This is a genomic window from Shewanella sp. 1311 (assembly GCF_059338235.1).
This window is the reverse complement of sequence record NZ_CM181686.1, coordinates 1,601,661-1,624,666: the sequence shown is the minus strand read 5'-3', so window position 1 is coordinate 1,624,666 and position 23,006 is coordinate 1,601,661. Positions and strand designations below refer to the sequence as shown.

Below are 23,006 nucleotides of genomic sequence, written 5' to 3'. Positions count from 1 at the left end.
TCTAGGGCAGAAAGAAATTTAGGGCAGAATTAGGGTAGAATTAGGGTAGAAATAGTGCGGTGCACACTTTGGCTCATCATGCTTTAGCGGGTCACATTCTGGGCCTCGAACTTGGGTTTACTATTATTAGGTTTGCCACTCTCAGGCTGATTCTGAACTGCGGTTAGCCGCTTTCACAACGACTTACACAGCGGCTCTCATATAGGCTTTTACAATCTGAGTAGTACTGACTCTGCCAGAATCGTTATTGATTAATAAAGATAAAGCACCCTATATAACATAAGGTGCTTTATTGCTGGCTCGATGATGGGGTTAACCTAACGCTACGCCATTTACGCTCAGTTTCACGTCGATATTATTACGTGTAGCGTTCGAGTATGGACAAACTTGATGCGCATGACGCACTAATGCTTCAGCGGCTTCTTGCGGTAAATCTAAGCTAACTTCTAAAGCAACCGCTAATGCAAAACCGCCGGCATCATTGGCACCTATGCCAACAACCGCACTGACTGGCGCTTCGGTAATATCCACTTTGCCGATTTTAGCGACATGCAAAACGGCGTTTGAGAAACAGGCAGCATAACCTGCGGCAAACAGTTGTTCTGGGTTAGTGGCAAGTCCGCTACCGCCCATGGCTTTTGGATAGGCTAACGCCACATCCAGTAAACCATCATCAGTGCTAACTTGACCCTGACGACCCGCTTTTGCTGTGGCACGTGTTTCATAAAGTGTTTTCATAATATTGACCTTCTTAGATTAAGGATTAAGTAAATTGATTTGAATTGTGCGCAATTCAATTGTGATAAACTATAATTCGATCTTTGGTGTGAATGCAAGTATATTGTGCACAATATATTTAATTTGTCGGATCTTCCTATGGCAACAACTCAACCCAACATGCGTGTTAATCCTGTCGATATGGCCGAAAATACCAGTGCAGATAATGCCTTATGCCTTGAAAACCAAGTGTGCTTCTCACTTTACAGCGCCGCGAATGCTATGGTGCGAGCCTATCGCCCTTTGTTAGATAAATTGGATCTAACCTATCCGCAATACTTGGTCATGCTAGTGTTATGGGAAGAGCAGGGCATTAGTGTCAAAACCTTAGGGGATAAACTCTTCCTCGATTCAGGCACGTTAACGCCATTGCTAAAGCGGTTAGAATCCAAGGGATTAGTGACTCGTGGTCGCAGCGAACAGGATGAGCGCGTGAGAGTGCTCGCGTTAACGGCCGCAGGAATTGCCCTCAAAACGCAGGCAAGTGAAATCCCTCACTTGATGCGTTGCAAAGTCGGCGGTGAGGCGAGCGAGTTACAAGCCTTAAAGGCCATGTGCGATCAAGCACTTAAACAATTACATGCCAGTATTGATTAAACTCTTATCGTCGAGATTTGATCTAAGACTAACTTATTGACATATTAACGCTTATTAGCTGTTCGACTGAGCTTGATTGAATGCATAAGGCTCAGTAGGTCGGTCGTCTATGGAACGTTAGCGAGAGTGAGTTATGGCCAGTTTCGATATAGCCATTATTGGCGGTGGGATCAGCGGTGTCGGCATTGCCCAATATGCGGCAGCGGCGGGCTATTCCACCTTGCTGATTGAAAAGGGCGAAATTGGCGGCCAAACCTCGGCTAATTCCAGCAAGCTTATCCATGGCGGCTTACGCTATTTAGAAACGGGGCAAATCAATTTAGTCCGTAAGTCCTTGCTTGAACGGCGCCATTTACTCAATCTTGCGCCCACTCTGGTTAAAGCTGTGCCTTTTTATATTCCAGTGTATGACAACAGTCAGCGCAGTCCCTGGACTATTCGCGCGGGCTTAAGCATGTATGCGCTGCTGAGTGAGTTTGATCCCTTGGGCCAATTTGTGTCTGTGCCTGCCGTGCATTGGCATCGTTTTAAAGGATTGAAACTCAAAGGATTAAAGGCGGTGTTTCAGTATTGGGATGCGCAGACCGACGATAAGTTGTTAACTCAAGCGGTGGCGCGCAGCGCGCAGGCACTGGGCGCCGAAGTCTATGCCGAGGCTGAATTTTTTGAGCTGGAACATAGGCGCGAAACTTGTGAGCTGAGTTTTAGCCACGGGGGCGAAATCCATAAAGCCGAAGCGAGTCTAGTGATCAATGCTGCCGGCCCTTGGGTGAATGCGGTTTTAAGCAAAGTCTTGCCTCCACTAGCTGGTGTTGAACTCGATTGGGTGCAAGGCGCCCATGTGCTACTGGATATTCCTGCGCCCGATGGCATCTTGTATTTAGAGTCTTGCTTCGATAAGCGGGTCATATTTGTGATGCCTTGGTATGGGCAAACTTTGGTTGGCACCACAGAAACGGAACTGGCTTCTTTAGATAAACCACCCGAAGCGACTGAGTCTGAAATTAATTATCTGCTTGGTATTTATAAGCATTACTTCCCGCTAACGCCGGAGATTGATGAGCTTAAGACAAAGATAACTCAAACCTTCTGCGGCATTCGGGTTTTACCAAAGCAAAATAGCCAAGCCTTTGAGCGCCCGCGGGATACCTTGATGAAAACATCAATTTCCCATCCGCGCATCCTCAGTTTATACGGCGGTAAGTTAACGACGTTTCGCAGCACCTCGGCAGAAGTACTTGAATGGATTGAAACGGCCCTTGGTAAGCGCGAGGCGATTGCCGATGTTGATAAACTCAGCTTGTCTTGAATAAACCTAAAATTGCGCCCTTGGTACTGGTTGAGTGCGTTTCGAGATGATTTTTACCCGTAAAACCGCTACAGTGTGGCGCTTTTTTACTGAATCTAGGATCTGTCGTGAGTGCTGCTATTGTGAATGCCGTTAAGCAATGTGGTTATTTTAATCAAGGTCAGTGCCTTTCTTGCCGGCATATTCAGCAGCCTCTAGCGCAGCAAGTAGCGGTTAAAACCCAAACGTTACAGCAATTACTCGCGCCTTTTATTCCCGCAAATTCGGCAGAACTTTTTCTGCCTCCCATTACTGGCGATGACAGCGGCTTTCGTAATAAAGCCAAAATGGTAGTACTCGGCGCCGCCCATGAACCCGTGTTAGGGATTGTAAGCCCAAGTGGTGAGGCGGTAGATCTTTGCGACTGCCTGTTATATCCCGGTGATATGCAAGCCTTGTTGCACCGTTTAACCCGCTTTGTGCAGCAGGCGGGGCTTCCTCCCTATCGGGTTGATAAAGCCAAGGGCGAGCTTAAGTTTATTCTGCTGACACGCAGCCAAGTGCGCGGCGAATATCTGCTGCGTTTTGTGCTGCGATCACACAATGGCATTGAACGTATCGAACGCGAATTACCAGCATTATTGGCGGAATATCCGCAAATAAAAGTCGTGTCAGTCAATATTCAACCGATTCATATGGCGATACTTGAGGGCGATGAAGAGATTTTTTTAACTGAGAATACCCGTCTCGAAGAACGTTTTAATCATGTGCCTTTGTTCATTCGGCCTAAGAGTTTTTTCCAGACCAATCCGCAGGTTGCGGCTCAGTTATATCAAACCGCCCGTGATTGGGTTGCCGAGTTTTCTCCTCGCTCGTTATGGGATCTGTTTTGTGGCGTCGGCGGTTTCGGACTGCACTGCGCATCCAATGACATTACACTCACAGGGATTGAAATTGAAGCCGAGGCGATTGCCTGCGCGCAAATGTCAGCGCAAATGATGGGGCTCGAAAACGTGCAATTTATGGCGCTCGATTCCACCGACTTTGCCAAGGGCAAAAGTGCTGCCGATAAGCCGGATTTGATCATTGTTAATCCGCCAAGGCGTGGCATTGGCGAGGCTTTATGCCAGTCATTAAGCGAGTTTGCGCCTAAGGCGATTCTCTATTCCAGCTGTAATCCCAAAACCTTAGCGAAAGATCTTGAGCATATTCAAGGTTATCACTTAACCAAGGTGCAGCTATTTGATTTGTTTCCCCATACGGATCATTTTGAAGTCTTAGCTATGTTGGTGAAGGATTAATCTTTTAGCCCATCAATTTATCAGTAAGAATTTGTTCTTACTCGCTTTATTATTCTTGAAATCCGCTCAAACTATCTTAAGGGCTCTGCTGTGTGGGGCCCTTGTTATGCTTTTATCTGCGTTGCTCGCGTGAAACTTCATCAAAATGTCTTTTTAGTGGCATAATCTTCAGCACTTTATGCATTGAATGGCGGCGATTTATGCTACAGATTTTCCTACGCTTTTTTACCTTAGGCTTGATGAGTTTTGGCGGACCTGCGGCGCACATTGGTTATTTTCGCCAGACCTTTGTTAATGAACTCGGTTGGCTCGATGATAAGCGTTACGCCAGTCTCGTCGCCTTAAGCCAATTTATGCCGGGGCCAGGGTCGAGCCAAGTGGGCTTTGCCATTGGTTATCAAAGAGGCGGGCTGGTGGGTGCGCTTGCAGCCTTTACTGGTTTTACGCTACCTTCCTTTATTTTGATGTACTTACTGGCGGTAACAACGTCGGCGTGGCTCGCTAATTATTATGTTCAAGGGATGATTTATGGGCTTAAGTTAATGGCCGTCGTTGTGGTTGCCGATGCCGTTTTTGCCATGTTTAAACAATACTGCCAACGCAAATCCGCCCGTTTGCTGATGCTCGTCAGTGCTGCGGCGATTTTGATTGCGCCATTTATGTGGACGCAAATCCTGCTGTTACTCGGCGCTGCGACTATCGGTATTTATAAATTGAGTGCGACGCAAGATGACACTGCGCCGCTTGCACCGATTCGCTTGAATTATCTCTATTTACTGCTCTTTTTCGTGCTGCTCATCGGCAGTTTTTTTATGGTGGATTTCGGACCTGAGGCTTGGATCTTCAGCGAGTTTTACCGCGTAGGGAGTTTAGTGTTCGGTGGCGGTCATGTTGTGCTACCTCTGCTAGAAACAGCAGTGGGCGATACCATAGGCGGCGATCGTTTTCTGACGGGTTATGCCTTTGCCCAAGCTGTGCCTGGGCCTATGTTCACATTCGCGACCTTTTTAGGCGCCGAAGTCATGCTAGATAAACCTTTCATGGGGGCTTGCATCGCGACTGCGGCCATTTTTTTACCCGGATTTCTCCTTATGCTGGTGGGCCTGAAAAGTTGGCATGCGATTGCGGCAAGACCGAAAATTGCTGGTGCGATAGCTGGCGTCAATGCCTGCGTTGTTGGCTTACTCGCGGCTGCACTTTACCAACCGGTTTTTTCTCAGGCGGTATTCTCGGGCAAAGATATGGCCTTGGTATTGCTCGGTTTTGGTGCATTGAAGTTATTTAAACCACCCATGCTGGTGCTGGTTTTAGGCTTTAGCTTGTGTGGGATCTTGCTAAATGTATTTTGAACTGAGGGCGATTAATTGCAGATTTCTTGAGCAAGATTAAGATTTTGTTACTTTAAGCGCATAGAGAAATAACAATGTTAGCTATACTCCAAAGATACAAGTTGTATTCCTTTGGAGCATTCAAGCATGTCTAAGTTGAGTTTACGCAATAAATTACTATTGCTATCGCTGTTCCCTTTGATCCTCGCATTACTCATATTGATGTCGGTTTCCTATTATGTCGAACAAGATGCACTTGCCGCTGAAGTGGTCACTTTTAAAACTAAGCTCGTCGGTGAGCGTAAACAACAAATTAAAGAAGCCACCGAAATTGCCGCAGGCATAGTGAATTATCAATTATCACTAAAAGAGCAAGGCAATGTGAATCAAGCACTCAGAGACATACGTTTCGGTAGCGCAGGTTACTTTTTCATGTATGACTCTCAAGGTAAAAATATCTTTCATGCCCTAATCCCAAGTTTAGAAGGGCAAAATAAGATTGATATGACAGATCCCCGCGGCACTAAAATTATCGTCGGCCTGCTCGACGCCGCTAAACGTGGCGATGGTAGTTTCTCCTACTACTATCAAAAACCTAATACCAATGAGCAGATTGAGAAGATCAGCTACGCCATGATGATCCCAGGCACAGACTGGATGTTAGGTACTGGGGCCTATATCGATGATATCGATGCCGTTGTTGAGGAATATCGCGCCACAGTGACAGAACAAATGGCAGATAAATCCTTCGCCATTTTACTGATAGCACTGTTCCTTACGGGTATTACTGGCTTTATCATCATGATCGCTGCCCACCGTATGGTCGTGCCAATCAAGAATATGGCTGATAACTTGAATGATATCGCTAAGGGCGAAGGGGATTTAACCAAACGACTCGCCGTAAAAGGGGAGGACGAAATCGCTCAACTTGGACGTTCCTTTAACCTCTTTGTCGATAAGCTGCAAAATATCATCGGCGATGTGGCGACGGCGACCGCTAAAGTGAAAACAGCGGCTAATGCGATTCATGCGCAAACTAAAGTTATGTCGAGTCAGTTAGTCAGTCATAACAATGAAACCGATCAGGTGGTGACGGCGATTACTGAGATGTCGTCCACCGCTAACGAAGTGGCAAAAAATACCACTCAAGTGGCTGAGGCGACCCACGCAGCAACGGGCGATGTGGCTAATGCCCAGCGCTGTGTTGATGCTTCGCTTGAGGAGATTGCGTCTTTAATGTCGCAAATCAATAATGCGGCGGGCAGTATCAAATCACTCAGCGAGCAATCCCAGAAAATCAACAGCGTACTGTCAGTGATTGGTGGTATTGCCGAGCAGACCAACCTATTGGCATTAAACGCCGCCATCGAAGCGGCCCGTGCCGGTGAACAGGGCCGAGGTTTTGCTGTGGTCGCCGATGAGGTGCGTAACTTAGCCAGCCGCACTCAAGCCAGTACGTTAGAAATCAATGAGATGTTATCGGCATTACATAAGCTAGTGACCCAAGCCGTGAAAGCGATGGAAGAGAGTCAACAAAGCTGCGTGCGTTCGGTGGATTCTTCTCGCACGATTTCCGACAGTCTGGGTTCAGTGACTTCGGCTGTGACTGCGATTAACGACATGAGTACCCAAATTGCGGCAGCGGCGACAGAGCAAAGCTCAGTGACCGAAGAAATTAACCGTAACGTGTATGCCATCCAAGAGATTGTGAATGAGCTACTGCACTCCAGTGAAGATGCGGCCAGAGTGAGTCTGACGGTATCAGAGGAAGGTATTAACTTAGGTAAATTAGTGGGACAGTTTAGGATTTAATTACATCAATCTAAATAAAAAACGGGAGACTTAAGGTCTCCCGTTTTTTATTTGGCTCGTTTATTTTTTAAAGCGTTAACCGTTAATTCAGTTTAGTTAATTCATCCAAGCTAACTCGTGTTAGCCAATCCACTTTAGCCAATGCACGTTAACCCATTCACCTTAGCTCACTTCCTTTAATCAATCTTCTCGGCAACCCGTTCTACCCTCACCGAGCAGACCTTATATTCTGGGATAAAGGCCACAGGATCGAGCGCATTGATGGTGAGTTTATTCGCAGCAGCCTCAACAAAATGGAAGGGCAGGAATAGCACGCCTGCTTGGGCTCTTTTCGTCACAAAGGCGTCGATTTCAATTTCGCCGCGACGGGTAGTGAGTTTGATTTTATCGCCATTGCCTATCCCGAGTTGCTCAGCGTCATAGACTGAAATCATCACTTTAGGCGAGCCGAGTAAGTCGAGCCCCGCTGTTTTACGGGTTAAGGTGCCTGTGTGGAACTGTTCCAGTAAACGTCCGGTTGAGAGGGTGAGCGGGTACTCACTGCAGGGCATTTCTGCGGGTAAGCGATAACTCACAGGCGTGAACTTACCTAAGCCGCGGGTGAATTGATTTTGGTGCATGATAGGCGTTCCCGGATGGGTTGCATCTGGACAAGGCCATTGAATGCCTTGGGGAATTTTGCCGTCATCTCCAGTGTTTAATCGCTGCCAAGTAATGCCACGATATTGTGGTGTCAGCTCATTGATTTCCTGCCAAATCGCTTCTTCATTGGGGTAATCCCAAGCGGCGCCCATCGCATTGGCAATGGCTTGGACAATTTGCCAATCGGGCAGGGCTTCGCCTGGCGGTAACAGGGCCTGTTCGAGTCGCTGCACTCGCCGTTCTGTGTTAGTGAAATGACCGCGTTTTTCGACAAACGCGGCGGCGGGCAGAACCACATCGGCAAGCTCGGCAGTTTCGGTGAGGAAGATGTCCTGCACCACTAAAAAGTCGATAGCGTTAAGGGCCCTAAGCACATGGGCTTGGTCAGGATCGCTTAATACGGGGTTTTCGCCCATCACATACAAAGCTTTGATTTTCCCTTTGGAAATATCATGCATCATGTGGGTTGCTGTTACGCCAATCTCCCCCGATAACGGCGTTTGCCAATGTGCCTCGAAACGCATTCTTGCATGAATGTCGGTGACTTTTTGGTAACCACTAAAGAAGTTGGGCAGAGCGCCCATGTCGCAGGCACCTTGCACATTACTTTGTCCACGAAGTGGGTTAATCCCCGCACCTTCAACCCCAATATTGCCGCACAGAAGTTGTAGATTGGATATGGCGGTGACATTATCGTGTCCCGTCGTGTGCTGAGTAATGCCCATGGCATAGTAGATTGCGGTTTTATCGGCCGTGCCTATGGTGCGGGCGATACAGGCTATATCTTCGGCTGTAACGCCAGTTATCAAGGCCGCGTTTTTTAGACTGTAATCTGCTTTTGCGAGTTCAGCGTAGAGGGCATCCACGCCTTCGGTGCGTGCGGCAATGTAGCTTTTATCCTGCCAGTCGTTGCGGATGATTTCCGCCATAATCGCATTGAGTAGCATGACGTCAGTGCCGGGTCTGTGGGCGACATAGAGCTGTGCACTGTCGGCAATGGCGACACGTTTAGGATCGGCCACCATTAATTTTGCACCATGCAAAGCCACGGCTTGTTTGATTTTCGAGGCAATGATCGGGTGGGCGCTGCTGGTGTCTGAGCCTATGATAAAAATCACATCCGATGCTTGAATGCTCGGAATGTCATTGGTCATAGCGCCACTACCAATACTCTGCTGCAGGCCTGTGACAGTGGATGAATGACACAGACGAGCGCAGTGGTCGATGTTATTGGTGCCGAGTATGCTTCTGACAAATTTTTGCAGCAGGAAGTTTTCTTCATTGGTGGCTTTTGCCGAGGCCAAACTTGCCAGTGCATTGCTGCCATGTTGCTGTTTTATTTGCTGTAAATGTTCGGCCACATAGGCGATGGCTTCAGGCCAACTACTTGGCGTGAGCTGGCCATTTTTACGAATGAGTGGCGTGGTGAGGCGTTTTTCACTGTGAATAAAATCGAAACCAAACCGGCCTTTCACACATAACATGCCTTGGTTAACCACAGACTCTTTATTGCCTTCGATATGTCGGATCTGATTCGTGCTGGCATTGATTTTAAGGTCGAGCCGACAGCCTACGCCGCAATAGGTACAAATCGTTGAGGCGGTTTTGAGTGGCGTTTCATCGCCTTGGCGTTTATCCCGCGCATCGACGAGTGCACCCGTTGGACAAACTTGTACACAGTTGCCGCATTGCACACATTTGCTGTCGGCCATGCTGGCGCTAAAGCCGACTCTCGGTGCGCGGCGCGTGGCGGTTTCGCTTAGGTCTTGCGGCAGTGCTTGATAGGAATCATGGGCAAATTGAATCGCACAATGGCCACTCTGCAACTGGCAAATATCGACGCACTTACCGCAGCTAATACAACGATTTGCATCAAATTGAATGAACGGACTCGATTTATCGACCGAAAACTTGCGCGCGCTTTGAGTGTTGAGTGACTTAGGTTCGACATGGTAGTCGGTCGCATAGTCCCTTAATTTACAATCAGTATTGGCTTGGCAGGCGCATTCGAGGCATCGCGCGGCCTCTTGCATGGCGGCATCGGGAGCAAAGCCTAGCTCGACTTTGCCGTAGTTCAGTAAACGCTGCACCGCACTCAGCTCGGGCATGGTTAAACGGGCTTTACGCGGTACGGCGGGATAAAGATCGGTTGCGGGCAAGCCTTGTGTTACCGCTTTGCTGATGGCTTTAGCGGAATTAAATGCATTGGCATGCAGCTCGCAACTTAGGCCTTTTTTGAGTAATTTATCTATGGCTATGGCGGCTTTATAGCCATCACCTATGGCGGCAACTGCGGTGGCAGGACCACGGCGCGCATCCCCCACCACAAAGAGTTTTTCAACCCCGGATGACATAGTGTGCTCGCAGCCAATGAAGGTATTCCAGCGGCTAAGGGCAAGTGTGCCTTGGCTTAAAGGACTCGCGGGATCTTGCATAAAACTCATGTCGGGAGTTTGCGATACTGCGGCTATCACAGTATCAAAATCCTGAGTAAAGGTTTCACCGGTATCAACGGGAGCGCGTCTGCCAGAGGTATCGGCTTCGCCGAGCGCCATTTTGGCAAAGGTGACGGCGTGGACTCTGCCTTGCTCATCGCTATGGTTTTCAAGCGGATTGGTTAAAAAATGAAACTTCACCCCTTCAACTTCGGCCTCGTGTACTTCGTAAGCTTCTGCGGGCATTTCTGCGCGGGTGCGACGGTAAATTAAGGTGACATCGCAGCCTTCACGCACCGCAGTGCGGGCGCAATCAATAGCCGTATTGCCGCCACCAATGACGGCGACTTTTTCGCCCAGTACGAGTGTCTTGTCGAGGCAATGATCTTTTAAATAATCAACGCCTAAGTAACAACCTTTGAGCGTGCTGCCGGGATAATCCATAGGCACGGCTTTTTGGGCGCCAATAGCAAGACAGACGGCATCGAAATCTTCAACTAATTGATTTAAATGCACCTCATGGCCGAGGCGCGTTTCTGTGTGTATGGTTAAGCCGTTATGGCACAAGAGTGCGATTTCTTTATCGAGTATCGCCTTAGGTAAACGATATTCAGGAATGCCATAGCGCAGCCAGCCACCTGCCTGTGGCATAGCTTCGAATATCTCAACGCTATGGCCTTGGTTTGATAAGTAATATCCTGCACTTAATCCTGCTGGGCCCGCCCCAATAATCGCGACTTTTTTGCCCGTGTCGGCTTGGCGTGGCGGCACATAACTCGTGCCGCCTTTTTCGCCATCGGCGAGATCGAGATCGGCTGCGTGGCGTTTGAGTTGACGAATGGCGATGGGCTCATCGACCAGTCCGCGGCGACATTGCGCCTCACAAAAAGCGGGGCAAACTCGGCCAATAGATAGCGGCAGTGGCAAGGTTTGTTTAATGACTTTTACGGCTTCATTATGGTTGCCTTGGGCGATGTGATACAGGTAACTCTGCACATCGACGCCCGCAGGGCATGCCTGTTGGCAGGGGGCTTCGCAATCGGCAAAATGATCGCTCAAGATCGCTGTCAGTGCTTGTTTGCGTGTTTGGCTTAAGAATTCAGACTGAGTTATGACTCGCATGCCGACGGTGGCGGACGTTTCACAGGCGCGTACGCAGCGCAAACTGGCATCGGCATTTTCAATTTGGACGACACACAAATTGCAGGCTTGCTTGTCTGCTTGTGCGTGAGTGTGTGCATGAGTGCCTAATTGCTGCGAGGCCGCGCTGGGATCACATAAGCTGGGTATGGCTATGCCCGCGGCATGTGCCACTTGCAGTAGGTTATCGGTCGGGTTAACCGACAACACTTGGTCATCAATTCGAAGTTCTATCATCCCATGGCCTTTTTATATGTAGGGTGCTTAGCTGCTATAGCGCGGGGCTGCAGGCTTAGGTTGCTTCGAGTATACCTAGACAGCTTTAGAAGACGCTTATGGGCGAGGGAAGTTTGCAACAGAATTGCAGCTTGAATCACAAACCTAGTGCAGACTGTGCGCTGATGAATGTTTGTTCGAATTTAGCCGTGATTAGGTTGGTGGTATTTGGGCTTTTTAGTGGTAATTTCATTGATATTACGAATGTTTTCTTGGCAGGTAAGTGGTACTTTGGGCCGCGTTTGGCCTACTGAATCACTTGGCTTGGCTAAATTTAAGTAAGATCACAGTCTTAACTCTGCGCTTTTTGTTAGTCTCGGCTGTGGCAATGTGGTCTTTTAGGCCGGAAAATAATCCTTGTTATCCCATTTAATGAACAGTGCCCCCCTAGGTTTACCAGCCTGGTTAGGTTAAAATGCGCGGTTGCAAATACTGTTAATCATCGCCTCTTTTAGTGGAAGATCAATTAAAGCGGCCAAATAAAGAAAGTTGAAAATTCATGTTTGAAGTTAATCCAGTAAAATTCAAAATTAAGGAGCTTGCCGAGCGCACGCAGCTTCTTAGGGGGTATCTTTGACTACGATGCCAAAAATGAGCGTCTAGAAGAAGTTACCCGTGAGCTTGAAAGTTCAGAAGTGTGGAACGACCCAGAGCGCGCCCAAGCCTTAGGCAAAGAGCGCGCCAGCCTAGAAGCTGTGGTCAAAACCATAGACGATATGGACTCAGGTCTTGAAGATGTTGAAGGCTTACTCGAGCTGGCTATTGAAGAGGAAGACGAAGACACGTTCAACGAAACCAGTAAAGAGCTGGATTATCTAGAAAGCCGCCTTGCCGATCTCGAATTCCGCCGTATGTTCTCCGGCCCGCAAGATGCGTCAAACTGTTATTTAGACATTCAGTCTGGCAGTGGTGGTACCGAAGCCCAAGATTGGGCCAACATGGTGCTGCGTATGTACCTGCGTTGGGGCGAAGCCCATGGTTTTAGCCCAGAGTTGATGGAAGTGACCGATGGTGACGTGGCCGGTATTAAAGGCGCGACCATTAAGTTCACTGGCGAATATGCGTTTGGTTGGTTACGTACCGAAACGGGCGTGCACCGCTTAGTGCGTAAGTCGCCATTCGACTCATCGGGTCGTCGTCATACGTCATTCTGCTCTGTGTTCGTTTATCCAGAAATCGACGACGATATCACAATCGATATCAACCCATCGGATCTGCGTATCGACACTTACCGCGCTTCGGGCGCGGGTGGTCAGCACGTTAACAAAACAGAATCGGCGATTCGTATTACCCACTTACCGACTAACACAGTCGTGCAGTGTCAGAACGACCGTTCACAGCACAAGAACAAAGATGCTGCGATGAAGCAGCTGAAAGCAAAACTGTTTGAGTTAGAAATGCTCAAGCAAAATGCCGACAAACAGGCCGCTGAAGACGCTAAGTCTGATATCGGCTGGGGCAGTCAAATTCGCTCTTATGTATTAGACGATGCCCGCATTAAAGACTTACGCACAGGCGTTGAAAACCGTAGCACTCAAGCGGTACTCGATGGCGATCTGGATAAGTTTATCGAAGCCAGTTTGAAATCTGGGCTGTAATTAATTCAAGGTATAGACGAGAAATAAGATGACTGAACAAGTAATTGATGAGAACAAACTGATCGCCGAGCGCCGTGCCAAGCTAGAAAGCATCCGCCCAAACTGTAGTGCTAATGCGCATCCAAATACCTTCCGTCGCACCCATAAAGCGGCTGAACTGCAAGCACAGTATGGTCAAAACACTAAAGAAGAACTTGAAGCCTTAGGTTTTAAGACCAGCATTGCTGGCCGCATCATGGCAAAACGTGGTCCTTTCTTAGTGATCCAAGACGTGTCTGGCCGTATTCAAGCCTATGCTGAAAAAAGCGTACAAGCTGATTTGAAAGAGCGTTTTCAAGGTCTGGATATCGGTGACATTATCGGTGTAACCGGTCAGCTGCACTTGTCTGGCAAAGGCGACTTATACGTCAACATGGAGCAGTACGAGCTACTGACCAAAGCACTGCGTCCATTGCCTGCGGACTATTATGGTCTCGCCGATCAAGAAATGCGCTACCGTCAACGTTACGTGGATCTGATCGTTAACGAAGATTCACGCAATGCTTTCATCATGCGTTCTAAAGTGGTTTCTGCAATCCGTAACTTCATGATCAAAAAAGAGTTCATGGAAGTTGAAACCCCTATGATGCACGTGATCCCAGGTGGTGCTTCGGCCCGTCCTTTCATCACTCATCACAACGCCTTAGACATGCCAATGTACCTGCGTATCGCGCCAGAATTATACCTGAAGCGTTTAGTGGTTGGTGGTTTTGAGCGTGTGTTCGAAATCAACCGTAACTTCCGTAACGAAGGTCTGTCGCCACGTCATAACCCAGAATTCACTATGATGGAATTCTATATGGCTTATGCAGACTACAAAGATCTAATGGACCTCACCGAAGAAATGCTCAGCTCGATTGCTATCGAACTGCTCGGCAGTGCGCAAATGCCATACGGTGAGCACACAGTCGATTTCGGCGGCCCATACGCACGTTTAAGCATGTTAGAAGCGATTCAGAAGTACAATCCTGATAACGCCACTATCCAAGCGATGACCTATGAGCAAGTGAAAGATGTTGAATTCATGCGTGATTTAGCGAAAAGCTTAGGCATGAAGATTGAGAAGTTCTGGACTTGTGGTCAGCTGCTTGAAGAAATCTTCGGTGAAACTGCTGAATGGCAATTGATGCAACCAACGTTCATCACTGGCTACCCAGCGGACATTTCACCATTGGCACGTCGTAATGATGACAACCATTTCATCACTGACCGTTTCGAATTCTTCATCGGTGGCCGCGAAGTGGCTAACGGCTTTAGCGAGCTGAACGATGCTGAAGATCAAGACAACCGCTTTAAAGCACAGGTTGACGCGAAAGATGCCGGCGACGATGAAGCTATGTTCTACGATGCAGACTATATCACTGCACTAGAGCACGGTTTGCCACCCACGGCAGGTCAAGGTATTGGTATCGACCGTTTAGTGATGTTGTTCACTAACACTCATACTATCCGTGACGTGATCCTGTTCCCAGCGATGCGCCCACAGGCGTAATGCAGTCGAACCAGGCATTTCGTCGTATATCTTCTTGCATTAGCTCTTAGCCACGCGACTTTTAGTAAGTCGTAACAGGTTAAGTTTGCAGTGATTGATTTAGGTATAACCAAACCATCACAGTGATGAATGCCCCCTAAAAGAACCAGCCATTTGGCTGGTTTTTTGTTTTCTAAAATAGCTAAAAATGATGCGTGCTAGAGTCGAGCTATTAGTGACCTAAAAATAGGTTAGATGAACATCATCAAGTGGCATGTGAGTTTCAGGTTGTGACTATCGATTGTAGTGTAGATTGCGGGTTTAGTTTGTGAGTGTCGATTGTGGCTTTAACTTGGGGTTTCATATTGCGATGTCAGGAAACACTCGCCAAGCTGCGGGCATCCAGTCACCAGTTACACACGATATTGGCTGTGTTCATTTCATTATTGGTAGAGAATATTTACGTGAAGACCTAGATGAAGGGGTTAAGACGCGGCAATCAGTGAATGCCAAAATAGCAGGCTGCATCACTGACGTTATAAACAGTACGATGAACTATTTTCAAACGCATTTATTCAGCTATACCCACTCCTGTGGCTGTTTCAGATAATCAACCCGACATTAGTCTAATAGTGTGTTGCTTGACCTCAGTAGCTAACTCAATGAAACTCTCCATTAAATCACCTCCTACTAAAGTATGGATAATTAAATAATGTTAATTTTCTTTATTTGTATCGCACTCTTAGTGCTTGCATACAAGTTTTATAGCCCCTTTGTTGAACGTCAAGCGGGTATCGATCCTAAAGCTAAGACGCCACAGGCAAAATTCGAAGATGGTGTTGATTATGTGCCTGTTCATCCAGCTAAAGCGTTTCTGATCCAATTCCTCAATGTTGCGGGTGTGGGGCCTATTTTTGGTCCGATCCTCGGTGCCTTGTACGGTCCCATTGCCTTAGTGTGGATTGTGTTGGGGAACATTATTGGCGGCGCGGTGCACGATTATTTTTCTGGCGTGCTCAGCATTAAAGAAGACGGTAAGAGTTTGCCTGAGATCGCTGGTCACTACTTTAACATCTACTTTAAAGGCGTGATGTTGCTGTTTACCGCCATGCTACTGTTTTTTGTGGGCGTGGTCTTTATCATGAGCCCAGCAGGTTTGCTGAGTAATCTCGATTATTTCAAAGACACCATCTTTGGCAATAACACCTTCTGGGTGTTAGTGATTTTAGCCTATTACTTTTTGGCGACTATGCTGCCGATCGATAAAATCATCACTAAACTGTATCCCGCATTTGGTTTGTTGATGATAGTGATGACGGTTTCTATCGCAGTTGCCCTGATGCTCAATGCGCCGCAGTTACCTGAAATGGGTGATGTGTTTGCTTATTTTGATCACAGCCACTACAACAACGAGTTACTTGAGCCAAATCCAGACGGCTTACCAGTATGGCCACTGTTGTTTGTGACTATTACCTGTGGTGCGATTAGTGGTTTCCACTCGACCCAAGCGCCTATCATGGCCCGTTGTTTGACCAACGAGAAGTATGTGCGTCCCGTGTACTATGGCGCTATGGTTGCTGAAGGTATTGTTGCTTGTGTATGGGCAACGGCCGGTATTGCGGCTTTCCCTGGTGGTTATGTTGAGCTTAAGAGTCTGCTCGACCAAGGTGGCCCAGGTTTAGTGGTTAACCAAGTGGCGACGACTTATCTCGGTGTGGTGGGCGGCATTATGGCGATTGTGGCCGTGGCTATCTTCCCGATCACCTCTGGTGATACCGCGTTCCGTTCGTTGCGACTGACGATTATCGACGCCTTCCATATTCCGCAAAGCATGCGTAATCGTTTACTTGTCGCGGTACCTATTCTCACGATTGCGTACTTTATGACGAAGATCGATTTCTCCTTGATTTGGCGCTACTTTGCCTTCTCAAATATGCTGCTATCAACCAGTGTATTGTGGTTAGCGACTAAGTATTTGTTCGATCGCGGGACCTTCCATTGGATTGTCAGCCTGCCAGCCATTGGTGGCACCAGTGTCACAGTTTCTTACATTATGACTGCGGGTATTGGTCTTGGTTTACCACAACCTTTGAGCCAGCCTGTGGGTATCGCAGTCGGGGTTATCTGTTTAATTGCGCTGATCATTGCGCACAACCGCCGCAAACTTGTGGCAGACGTGAAATAGTCCGTTACGCTTAGTTGGACCCGATAGACACAAGGGCTGCATTTTGCAGCCCTTGTTTTTTTATGATCCGCAGTAACTTGACTATCCTTTAATATCATAATTTATAAAGGGGAATGTTTGCTGAACATTATTTAATGGGATGATTCATCGCGTTTCATCTAGAGGTAAGGTAAGGTCGTTAGACTGGTTTTTGTTTCTCTATTGAAACGATTAGTCGGTGATAGAGAACGTTATGCAGTACAAACATGCAGCAAAAGTCATTTAGTTTTTATTTATTTGAATATTTTTTGCGAACAGAAGGAGAGCACGTTATGTCTGAGAACAAATGTCCTATGCATCATTCTGCTGGTGGCACCACGAATCGAGATTGGTGGCCTAAACAGCTGCGGCTCGATATTCTGCACCAGCACTCTTCCTTGTCGAATCCTATGGGTGATGACTTCAATTATGCTGAAGCCTTTAAATCCCTCGATTTGGCCGCGGTAAAGCAAGACCTCCTCGCATTAATGACTGATTCACAGGACTGGTGGCCAGCGGACTTTGGCCACTATGGACCACTATTTATTCGTATGGCTTGGCACAGCGCTGGCACCTATCGCACTGGTGATGGGCGCGGCGGAGCGGGCAGTGGTAATCAACGTTTCGCGCCGTTAAATAGCTGGCCTGACAACGTCAGCCTCGATAAAGCCCGCAGGCTTATCTGGCCGATAAAGCAAAAATATGGCAATAAAATCTCCTGGGCCGATTTGATAATCCTCACGGGCAATGTCGCGCTGGAATCTATGGGATTCAAAACCTTAGGTTTTGCCGGTGGGCGGGTGGATATTTGGGAACCCGAAGCCGATATCTACTGGGGAGCCGAAGATAAGTGGTTAGACGATAAGCGTTATTCTGGTGAACGGGATCTTGAAGATCCCCTCGCCGCAGTGCAAATGGGGCTGATTTACGTCAACCCAGAAGGACCCAATGGCGATCCCGATCCCTTCGCTGCCGCCGTTGATATTCGCGAAACCTTTGCCCGTATGGCGATGAATGATGAAGAAACTGTGGCGCTGATTGCCGGTGGCCATACTTTCGGTAAAACCCATGGGGCTGGTGACGCGGCATTAGTCGGGCCTGAGCCTGAAGCCGCTAGTATTGAGCAGCAAGGGCTAGGCTGGAAGAGTAGCTACAAAAGCGGTAAAGGTGGCGATGCTATTTCCAGTGGTCTTGAAGTGACTTGGACCTCAACGCCAACCCAATGGAGTAATAATTTCTTTGAAAATCTATTCGGTTATGAATGGGAACTGACTAAGAGCCCTGCGGGCGCCCATCAGTGGATACCTAAAAATGGTGCGGGTAAAGGGGTGATTCCCGATGCGCACGACGCCTCAAAACGCCATGTGCCGGCCATGTTAACCACTGACCTTGCACTGATCTTCGACCCTGATTACGAGAAAATATCGCGTCGACTCTTTGAAAATCCTGATGAGTTTGCTGAGATCTTTGCAAAGGCTTGGTACAAGCTGACGCACAGGGATATGGGGCCATGTACACGCTATTTGGGTCCTGAAGTGCCAGCAGAAGCGTTTCTTTGGCAAGATCCCATCCCAGCGGTTGATCATCCCTTGGTTGATGAGCAGGATATAACGGATCTTAAACTTAAGATTATTGGCTCTGGATTAACGATTTCAGAAGTAGTATCAACTGCTTGGGCCTCTGCTTCGACCTACCGTGGTTCTGATATGCGCGGTGGTGCGAACGGGGCCCGAATTCGCCTCGCGCCGCAAAAAGATTGGCCAGTGAACCAGCCTGAACAACTTGCTAAGGTGCTGAAAGTACTTGAGAGTATTCAGTCTGAGTTCAACAAAGGCGGTAAAAAAATCTCCCTTGCTGATTTGATTGTGCTGGCAGGTTGTGTCGGTATTGACCAAGCGGCCAGAAATGCGGGGGTTGAAGTGACCATTCCATTTGCGCCAGGTCGTATGGATGCCACGCAAGCGCAAACGGATGTGGAATCTTTTGCGGTACTGGAACCGGTCGCCGATGGCTTTAGAAATTATCATCCCACTCAATTTTCGGTATCTGCGGAGGAGTTATTGGTCGATAGGGCACAATTACTGACCTTAACTGCACCGGAAATGACGGTACTCATCGGTGGATTGCGGGTGTTAGATACTAACGCTGATCAATCTAAAACGGGTGTATTGACCGCGCGTCCTGAGTTTTTGACCAACGACTTTTTCGTTAACTTACTGGATATGGGCACGACGTGGAAACCCACCTCAAAAGCGGAAGATAGGTTTGAGGGCGTGGATCGCGTTAGCGGCCAGCCCAAATGGACGGCGTCGCGGGTTGATTTGATCTTTGGTTCTAACTCGCAGCTACGTGCGCTTGCAGAAGTGTACGCGAGCAGCGATGCACAGCTGCGATTTATCGATGACTTTATCGCGGCTTGGACTAAGGTGATGAACTTAGACAGGTTTGATCTCCGCTGAGCCTAGCTTTAACTGATATTGTTAGTCTTATTTTAGTGGTTAATGGATCCAATTTCAGCCTTGTCGTGTTGAAGGTTGGCTTAGCGCTTAAGTGGATTGTCAGTCAAATGATCGCCTAACCCTCTGTGGTTACGCGGTCATTTTTATTAATCTGTAATGGTGTTTATCAATTTAGGATAGGAATATGAACATTCAGCAAATGTCGGGTTTAGCTATTTTACAGGCGATGGCAAAGGGCGAACTGCCCGCACCTTCGATCACCCAGACTATGCCTATGTCCTTGGTTCAAGCCGAAGAAGGTTCAGTGCTGTTTCATGCGACAGCCGATGATAAGCATCTGAATCCGCTGGGCGGCGTTCATGGTGGTTTCGCTGCCACTGTACTGGATTCGGTTACAGGTTGCGCCGTGCATACATTGCTTGAAGCGGGTGTGGGTTACGGTACTATCGATTTGAATATTAAAATGATTCGACCTGTGCCTAAGCATCAAGTGTTAGTGGCCGAGGGCAGAGTGATTAATCTGTCTAAGTCCTTAGGGATTTCGGAAGGCACGCTAAAAACGCAGGATGGAAAATTACTGGCTACCGCCACGGCGACTTGCATGATTTTAAGGCCGTAAACCGATTCAATACGCTCATGCAATCTTATCTGTGTTGCACTTTGCCTTGGCTTTTCCATCGCGTGCTGCGGCGATACGGCCTCTTCGAGTTTAAGCCATGGATTGATTAGTTAACTCATGCCGAATCTGAGCGCTAGCATCTGCAATCAAACATCGCGCTAGCACCAGCAATCAAATCGGTAATTGCCTTGTTAGCTGTAAGGATTTATATAGATGTTAATTCAGTAAATAACGGAATTTTTTAATCATATTTTCATAAATAGGTTTCAAGATTGAAAATAGCTAGCATGCGATATTCCATTCGACAGAAAGTATGCTAGATTCTGGCGAATTGTTGCTGATCGCTGTATTGTTACCTCTGTCATCAACAGTTCTCCACAGGGCCATCACTGCAATTTGGTTAGATTTGCAGGGAAGTGTCAGGAAGTTACACCAATTCAGAGTCTGCTTATGCAATCCAATTTATTTCCCGAACAAAGAAACGTTTACCAACAATCGATGGTGACAGTACCTTCGATTGAAGCCCAATCCTCCTCTCGTCGCGGCCGTTTGCAGCGCATGGTTGGCAGCGTATTGTTAACCTGTAGCGTATTGCTGAGTCTTTCGGCGTGTGCGGCGGGTAAGCAGGCGTCACCACAAGAAGGTGAAGAGTTCAGTTACGCTTGGCTTAAGGGCTATGCCCGTACTATGGCTGCACAACCCTATGAAAGCCATAAAGGCGAATTGCCTAAAAGCCTTCAGGGCATGAGCTGGGATGATTACCAACAATTCCACTTCAAGAAGAAAGCCGCACTGTGGCGCGATCAGGACTCGGAGTTTCGTGCCGAGCTGTTCCACCTAGGGCTGTATTTCGACACGCCAATTCACATCTATGAGTTGAATGAAGGCAAGGCTAAGTTAATCGACTATTCGCCTTCTATGTTCGATTACGGCAAGTCAAAGGTGAAAGGCAGTCAGTTGCCTAAGGATCTTGGCTTTGCGGGTTTCCGTATGCAGTTCAATACCGATTGGGAACGTGACGTTGTCGCTTTCCTTGGCGCCAGCTATTTCCGCGCTGTGGGTCATGAGATGCAATACGGCCTGTCGGCTCGTGGTTTAGCAGTGGATACTGCGCTGCCAAAACCTGAAGAGTTTCCAATGTTCACCGACTTCTGGTTAGAAAAACCTAAACCAGGATCGAACATCACGACTGTGTATGCCTTATTAGACTCTCCGAGTGTGACAGGTGCTTACCGTTTCGATATCGAGCCGGGTGAGCGTTTAAAAATGAAGGTGGATGTGGCTGTTTATCCACGTAAAGCGATTGAACGTTTAGGCGTAGCGCCATTGACCAGTATGTTTATGGTGGGTGAGAACGATCGCCGCACCGGTTACGACTGGCGTCCAGAAATCCATGATACCGATGGCTTAGCCATGCACACGGGTAATGGTGAATGGATTTGGCGTCCGCTAGGTAACCCAGAAAACCTGCGATTCAACGCCTATAGCGATGAAAATCCAAAAGGTTTTGGTTTACTGCAACGTGACCGTAACTTCGATCACTATCAGGATGACGGCGTGTTTTACGATAAACGCCCAAGCCTGTGGATTGAACCAACCAGCAGTTGGGGCAAAGGTTCGGTGCAGTTAGTTGAAATTCCAACACTGGATGAAACCTTCGATAACATAGTGGCTTTCTGGAATCCTGCTGAGCCGATTGTTCCGGGTCAAGAGCTGTTGTATAGCTACAACATGTATTGGGGCGGCATTCCACCGGTTCAATCACCCCGTGCTCGCGTTGTTGATACCTTCACCGGGATTGGCGGCGTAGTTGGCCAGAAACGCAAATACTACAGTAAGCGTTTTGTGGTGGATTTCGCGGGCGGCACTTTGCCTATGATAGGCAAAGACACCCAAGTAAAAGCTGTGATCACTGCATCTGAAGGCAAAGTCGAAATTGAATCTGCCCGTCCTCTAGCGTCCATTAATGGTTACCGCGCTATGTTTGACGTAGTGCCACCCGGAGACGGCACTGAGCCGATTAACCTGAGAGTCTATTTAGAAGTCGATGGCCAGCCATTGTCTGAAACTTGGATGTATCAGTGGAATCCGCCTGCAAAGGATGATCGTGAATTGCATAATGCGGGTCATCTGCAATAAGCGATTTGTGAGTTATTAATCTAAAACGCCAGCTAAGTTAGCTGGCGTTTTTGTTTTGGCTTAGCTCACTTAATCCTGCCTCTGCAGGTTTTTGGGTTTATACGGCTTGATAGGCTAAGACTAGATTATCTAAAAAATGCCCCAGCAACTGATTCATTCGAGTCGTTGATTGCCCCAGTATGAACTCAGGGCTTTGAATATAGGGTATTTTCTGTGTGCTAGAAAAAGCACTTTCTTGGGCAATTAATGGTGTTAATTGGCTACTGATAAATTCAAGATGGCATTGAAATCCAAAAACTAAATGTGTGTAACGTATAATTTGCCGTGGGCAAGCTTCACTTGTGGCGAGCACTTCGCAATCGGGAGTGAGGCCTGGCATGTCGTTATGCCAGTGGCCGACCACTTCAGTTGTCGAAAATGACTTAAGGCTAATATCACTTCTTCCTGCCGCAGTTAGTTCAATGGGGAAGTAACCAATCTCGGCATGTGGACTCTTTTGATAACGGGCACCTAATGCTTCGCCTATTAACTGTGCCCCAAGACAAACCCCCACAACGGCTTTATTTGTCTGGATAGCTTGCCTGATAAGTCTTTGTTCTGCTTGGCTATCAAAATATGGACAATCACTTTGGCATGTCGCGGGAGACTGGGGGCCACCGAGGATAATTAACAGATCAAAACCATCACTATTGTCGGGTAAAGCTTCACCTAGATAGACTCTGCTAAAGCTCATTTTGTAGTTTTTACTTGCGGCCCAATCGCTAAAATAGCCTGGACCTTCATAGCTTTCATGGATAATGCAATGAATCTGCATTGAGTTTTCCTGTGTCATTTATGGGATAACGCTATGCTACAATCCTTTTTATTTGGCTGAATAACGTT

Annotated in this window: 14 protein-coding genes; 11 read left to right on the top strand and 3 right to left on the bottom strand. The window is 47.7% G+C overall.

Annotated elements, in window-relative coordinates; all coding sequences use genetic code 11:
* Positions 1-312: 312 nt before the first annotated feature.
* Complete coding sequence (gene ohr / locus AC5YB3_RS07400; protein ID WP_006080380.1) at positions 313-738, bottom strand: organic hydroperoxide reductase Ohr; 426 nt, start codon at positions 736-738, stop codon at positions 313-315.
* Positions 739-876: 138 nt separating this feature from the next.
* Between ohr and ohrR the strand changes: the two genes are divergently transcribed.
* The 5 genes from ohrR (at position 877) to AC5YB3_RS07375 (ending at position 7,103) form a co-directional block, all read left to right on the top strand.
* Positions 877-1,374 (top strand): transcriptional regulator OhrR, encoded by a 498-nt coding sequence (gene ohrR / locus AC5YB3_RS07395; RefSeq protein ID WP_012090082.1) that lies wholly within the window; start codon positions 877-879, stop codon positions 1,372-1,374.
* Positions 1,375-1,507: 133 nt separating this feature from the next.
* Positions 1,508-2,683: a glycerol-3-phosphate dehydrogenase/oxidase gene (locus AC5YB3_RS07390; RefSeq protein ID WP_012090081.1), complete on the top strand. Its 1,176-nt coding sequence runs from the start codon at positions 1,508-1,510 to the stop codon at positions 2,681-2,683.
* A 107-nt stretch (positions 2,684-2,790) separates the two neighbouring features.
* The gene (rlmC, locus tag AC5YB3_RS07385) at positions 2,791-3,963 is read left to right on the top strand and encodes a 23S rRNA (uracil(747)-C(5))-methyltransferase RlmC (protein ID WP_012090080.1); all 1,173 of its coding nucleotides are present in this window, start codon (positions 2,791-2,793) and stop codon (positions 3,961-3,963) included.
* 200 nt (positions 3,964-4,163) lie between these two features.
* Entirely contained in the window at positions 4,164-5,312 is a 1,149-nt protein-coding gene (chrA, locus tag AC5YB3_RS07380) for a chromate efflux transporter (RefSeq protein ID WP_494526868.1), read from the top strand.
* A gap of 126 nt (positions 5,313-5,438) precedes the next feature.
* Positions 5,439-7,103 (top strand): methyl-accepting chemotaxis protein, encoded by a 1,665-nt coding sequence (locus AC5YB3_RS07375; protein WP_259524386.1) that lies wholly within the window; start codon positions 5,439-5,441, stop codon positions 7,101-7,103.
* A gap of 176 nt (positions 7,104-7,279) precedes the next feature.
* Here the strand turns inward: AC5YB3_RS07375 and fdhF are convergent, their stop codons facing one another.
* Entirely contained in the window at positions 7,280-11,557 is a 4,278-nt protein-coding gene (gene fdhF, locus AC5YB3_RS07370; protein ID WP_494526867.1) for a formate dehydrogenase subunit alpha, read from the bottom strand.
* A 538-nt stretch (positions 11,558-12,095) separates the two neighbouring features.
* On the opposite strand from fdhF, the gene prfB reads away from it, so the two are divergent.
* The 6 genes from prfB to AC5YB3_RS07340 all read left to right on the top strand — a co-directional run bounded on the left by prfB (position 12,096) and on the right by AC5YB3_RS07340 (position 22,124).
* Positions 12,096-13,194, top strand: a protein-coding gene (gene prfB, locus AC5YB3_RS07365) for a peptide chain release factor 2 (protein WP_006080387.1) whose coding sequence is annotated in 2 segments (ribosomal slippage) — positions 12,096-12,170 and positions 12,172-13,194 — 1,098 coding nt in all. Because the reading frame shifts where the segments join, the coding sequence is not laid out codon by codon here.
* 28 nt (positions 13,195-13,222) lie between these two features.
* Positions 13,223-14,725, top strand: a complete 1,503-nt coding sequence (gene lysS, locus AC5YB3_RS07360) for a lysine--tRNA ligase (RefSeq protein ID WP_006080389.1) — start codon at positions 13,223-13,225, stop codon at positions 14,723-14,725.
* 691 nt (positions 14,726-15,416) lie between these two features.
* Positions 15,417-16,889 carry a carbon starvation CstA family protein gene (locus AC5YB3_RS07355; protein WP_411356863.1) on the top strand — a complete coding sequence of 491 codons (1,473 nt, stop codon included), beginning with the start codon at positions 15,417-15,419 and terminating at the stop codon, positions 16,887-16,889.
* A gap of 311 nt (positions 16,890-17,200) precedes the next feature.
* Complete coding sequence (gene katG / locus AC5YB3_RS07350; RefSeq protein WP_494526866.1) at positions 17,201-19,366, top strand: catalase/peroxidase HPI; 2,166 nt, start codon at positions 17,201-17,203, stop codon at positions 19,364-19,366.
* Between the two features lie 184 nt (positions 19,367-19,550).
* Positions 19,551-19,985 carry a PaaI family thioesterase gene (locus AC5YB3_RS07345; protein ID WP_012090074.1) on the top strand — a complete coding sequence of 145 codons (435 nt, stop codon included), beginning with the start codon at positions 19,551-19,553 and terminating at the stop codon, positions 19,983-19,985.
* A gap of 450 nt (positions 19,986-20,435) precedes the next feature.
* Positions 20,436-22,124 carry an OpgD/OpgG family glucan biosynthesis protein gene (locus AC5YB3_RS07340; RefSeq protein ID WP_494526865.1) on the top strand — a complete coding sequence of 563 codons (1,689 nt, stop codon included), beginning with the start codon at positions 20,436-20,438 and terminating at the stop codon, positions 22,122-22,124.
* Between the two features lie 97 nt (positions 22,125-22,221).
* On the opposite strand, the gene AC5YB3_RS07335 is transcribed toward AC5YB3_RS07340, so the two are convergent.
* On the bottom strand, positions 22,222-22,938 hold the full coding sequence (locus AC5YB3_RS07335) for a type 1 glutamine amidotransferase (RefSeq protein ID WP_494526864.1): 717 nt from the start codon (positions 22,936-22,938) through the stop codon (positions 22,222-22,224).
* Between the last annotated feature and the right edge of the window lie 68 nt (positions 22,939-23,006).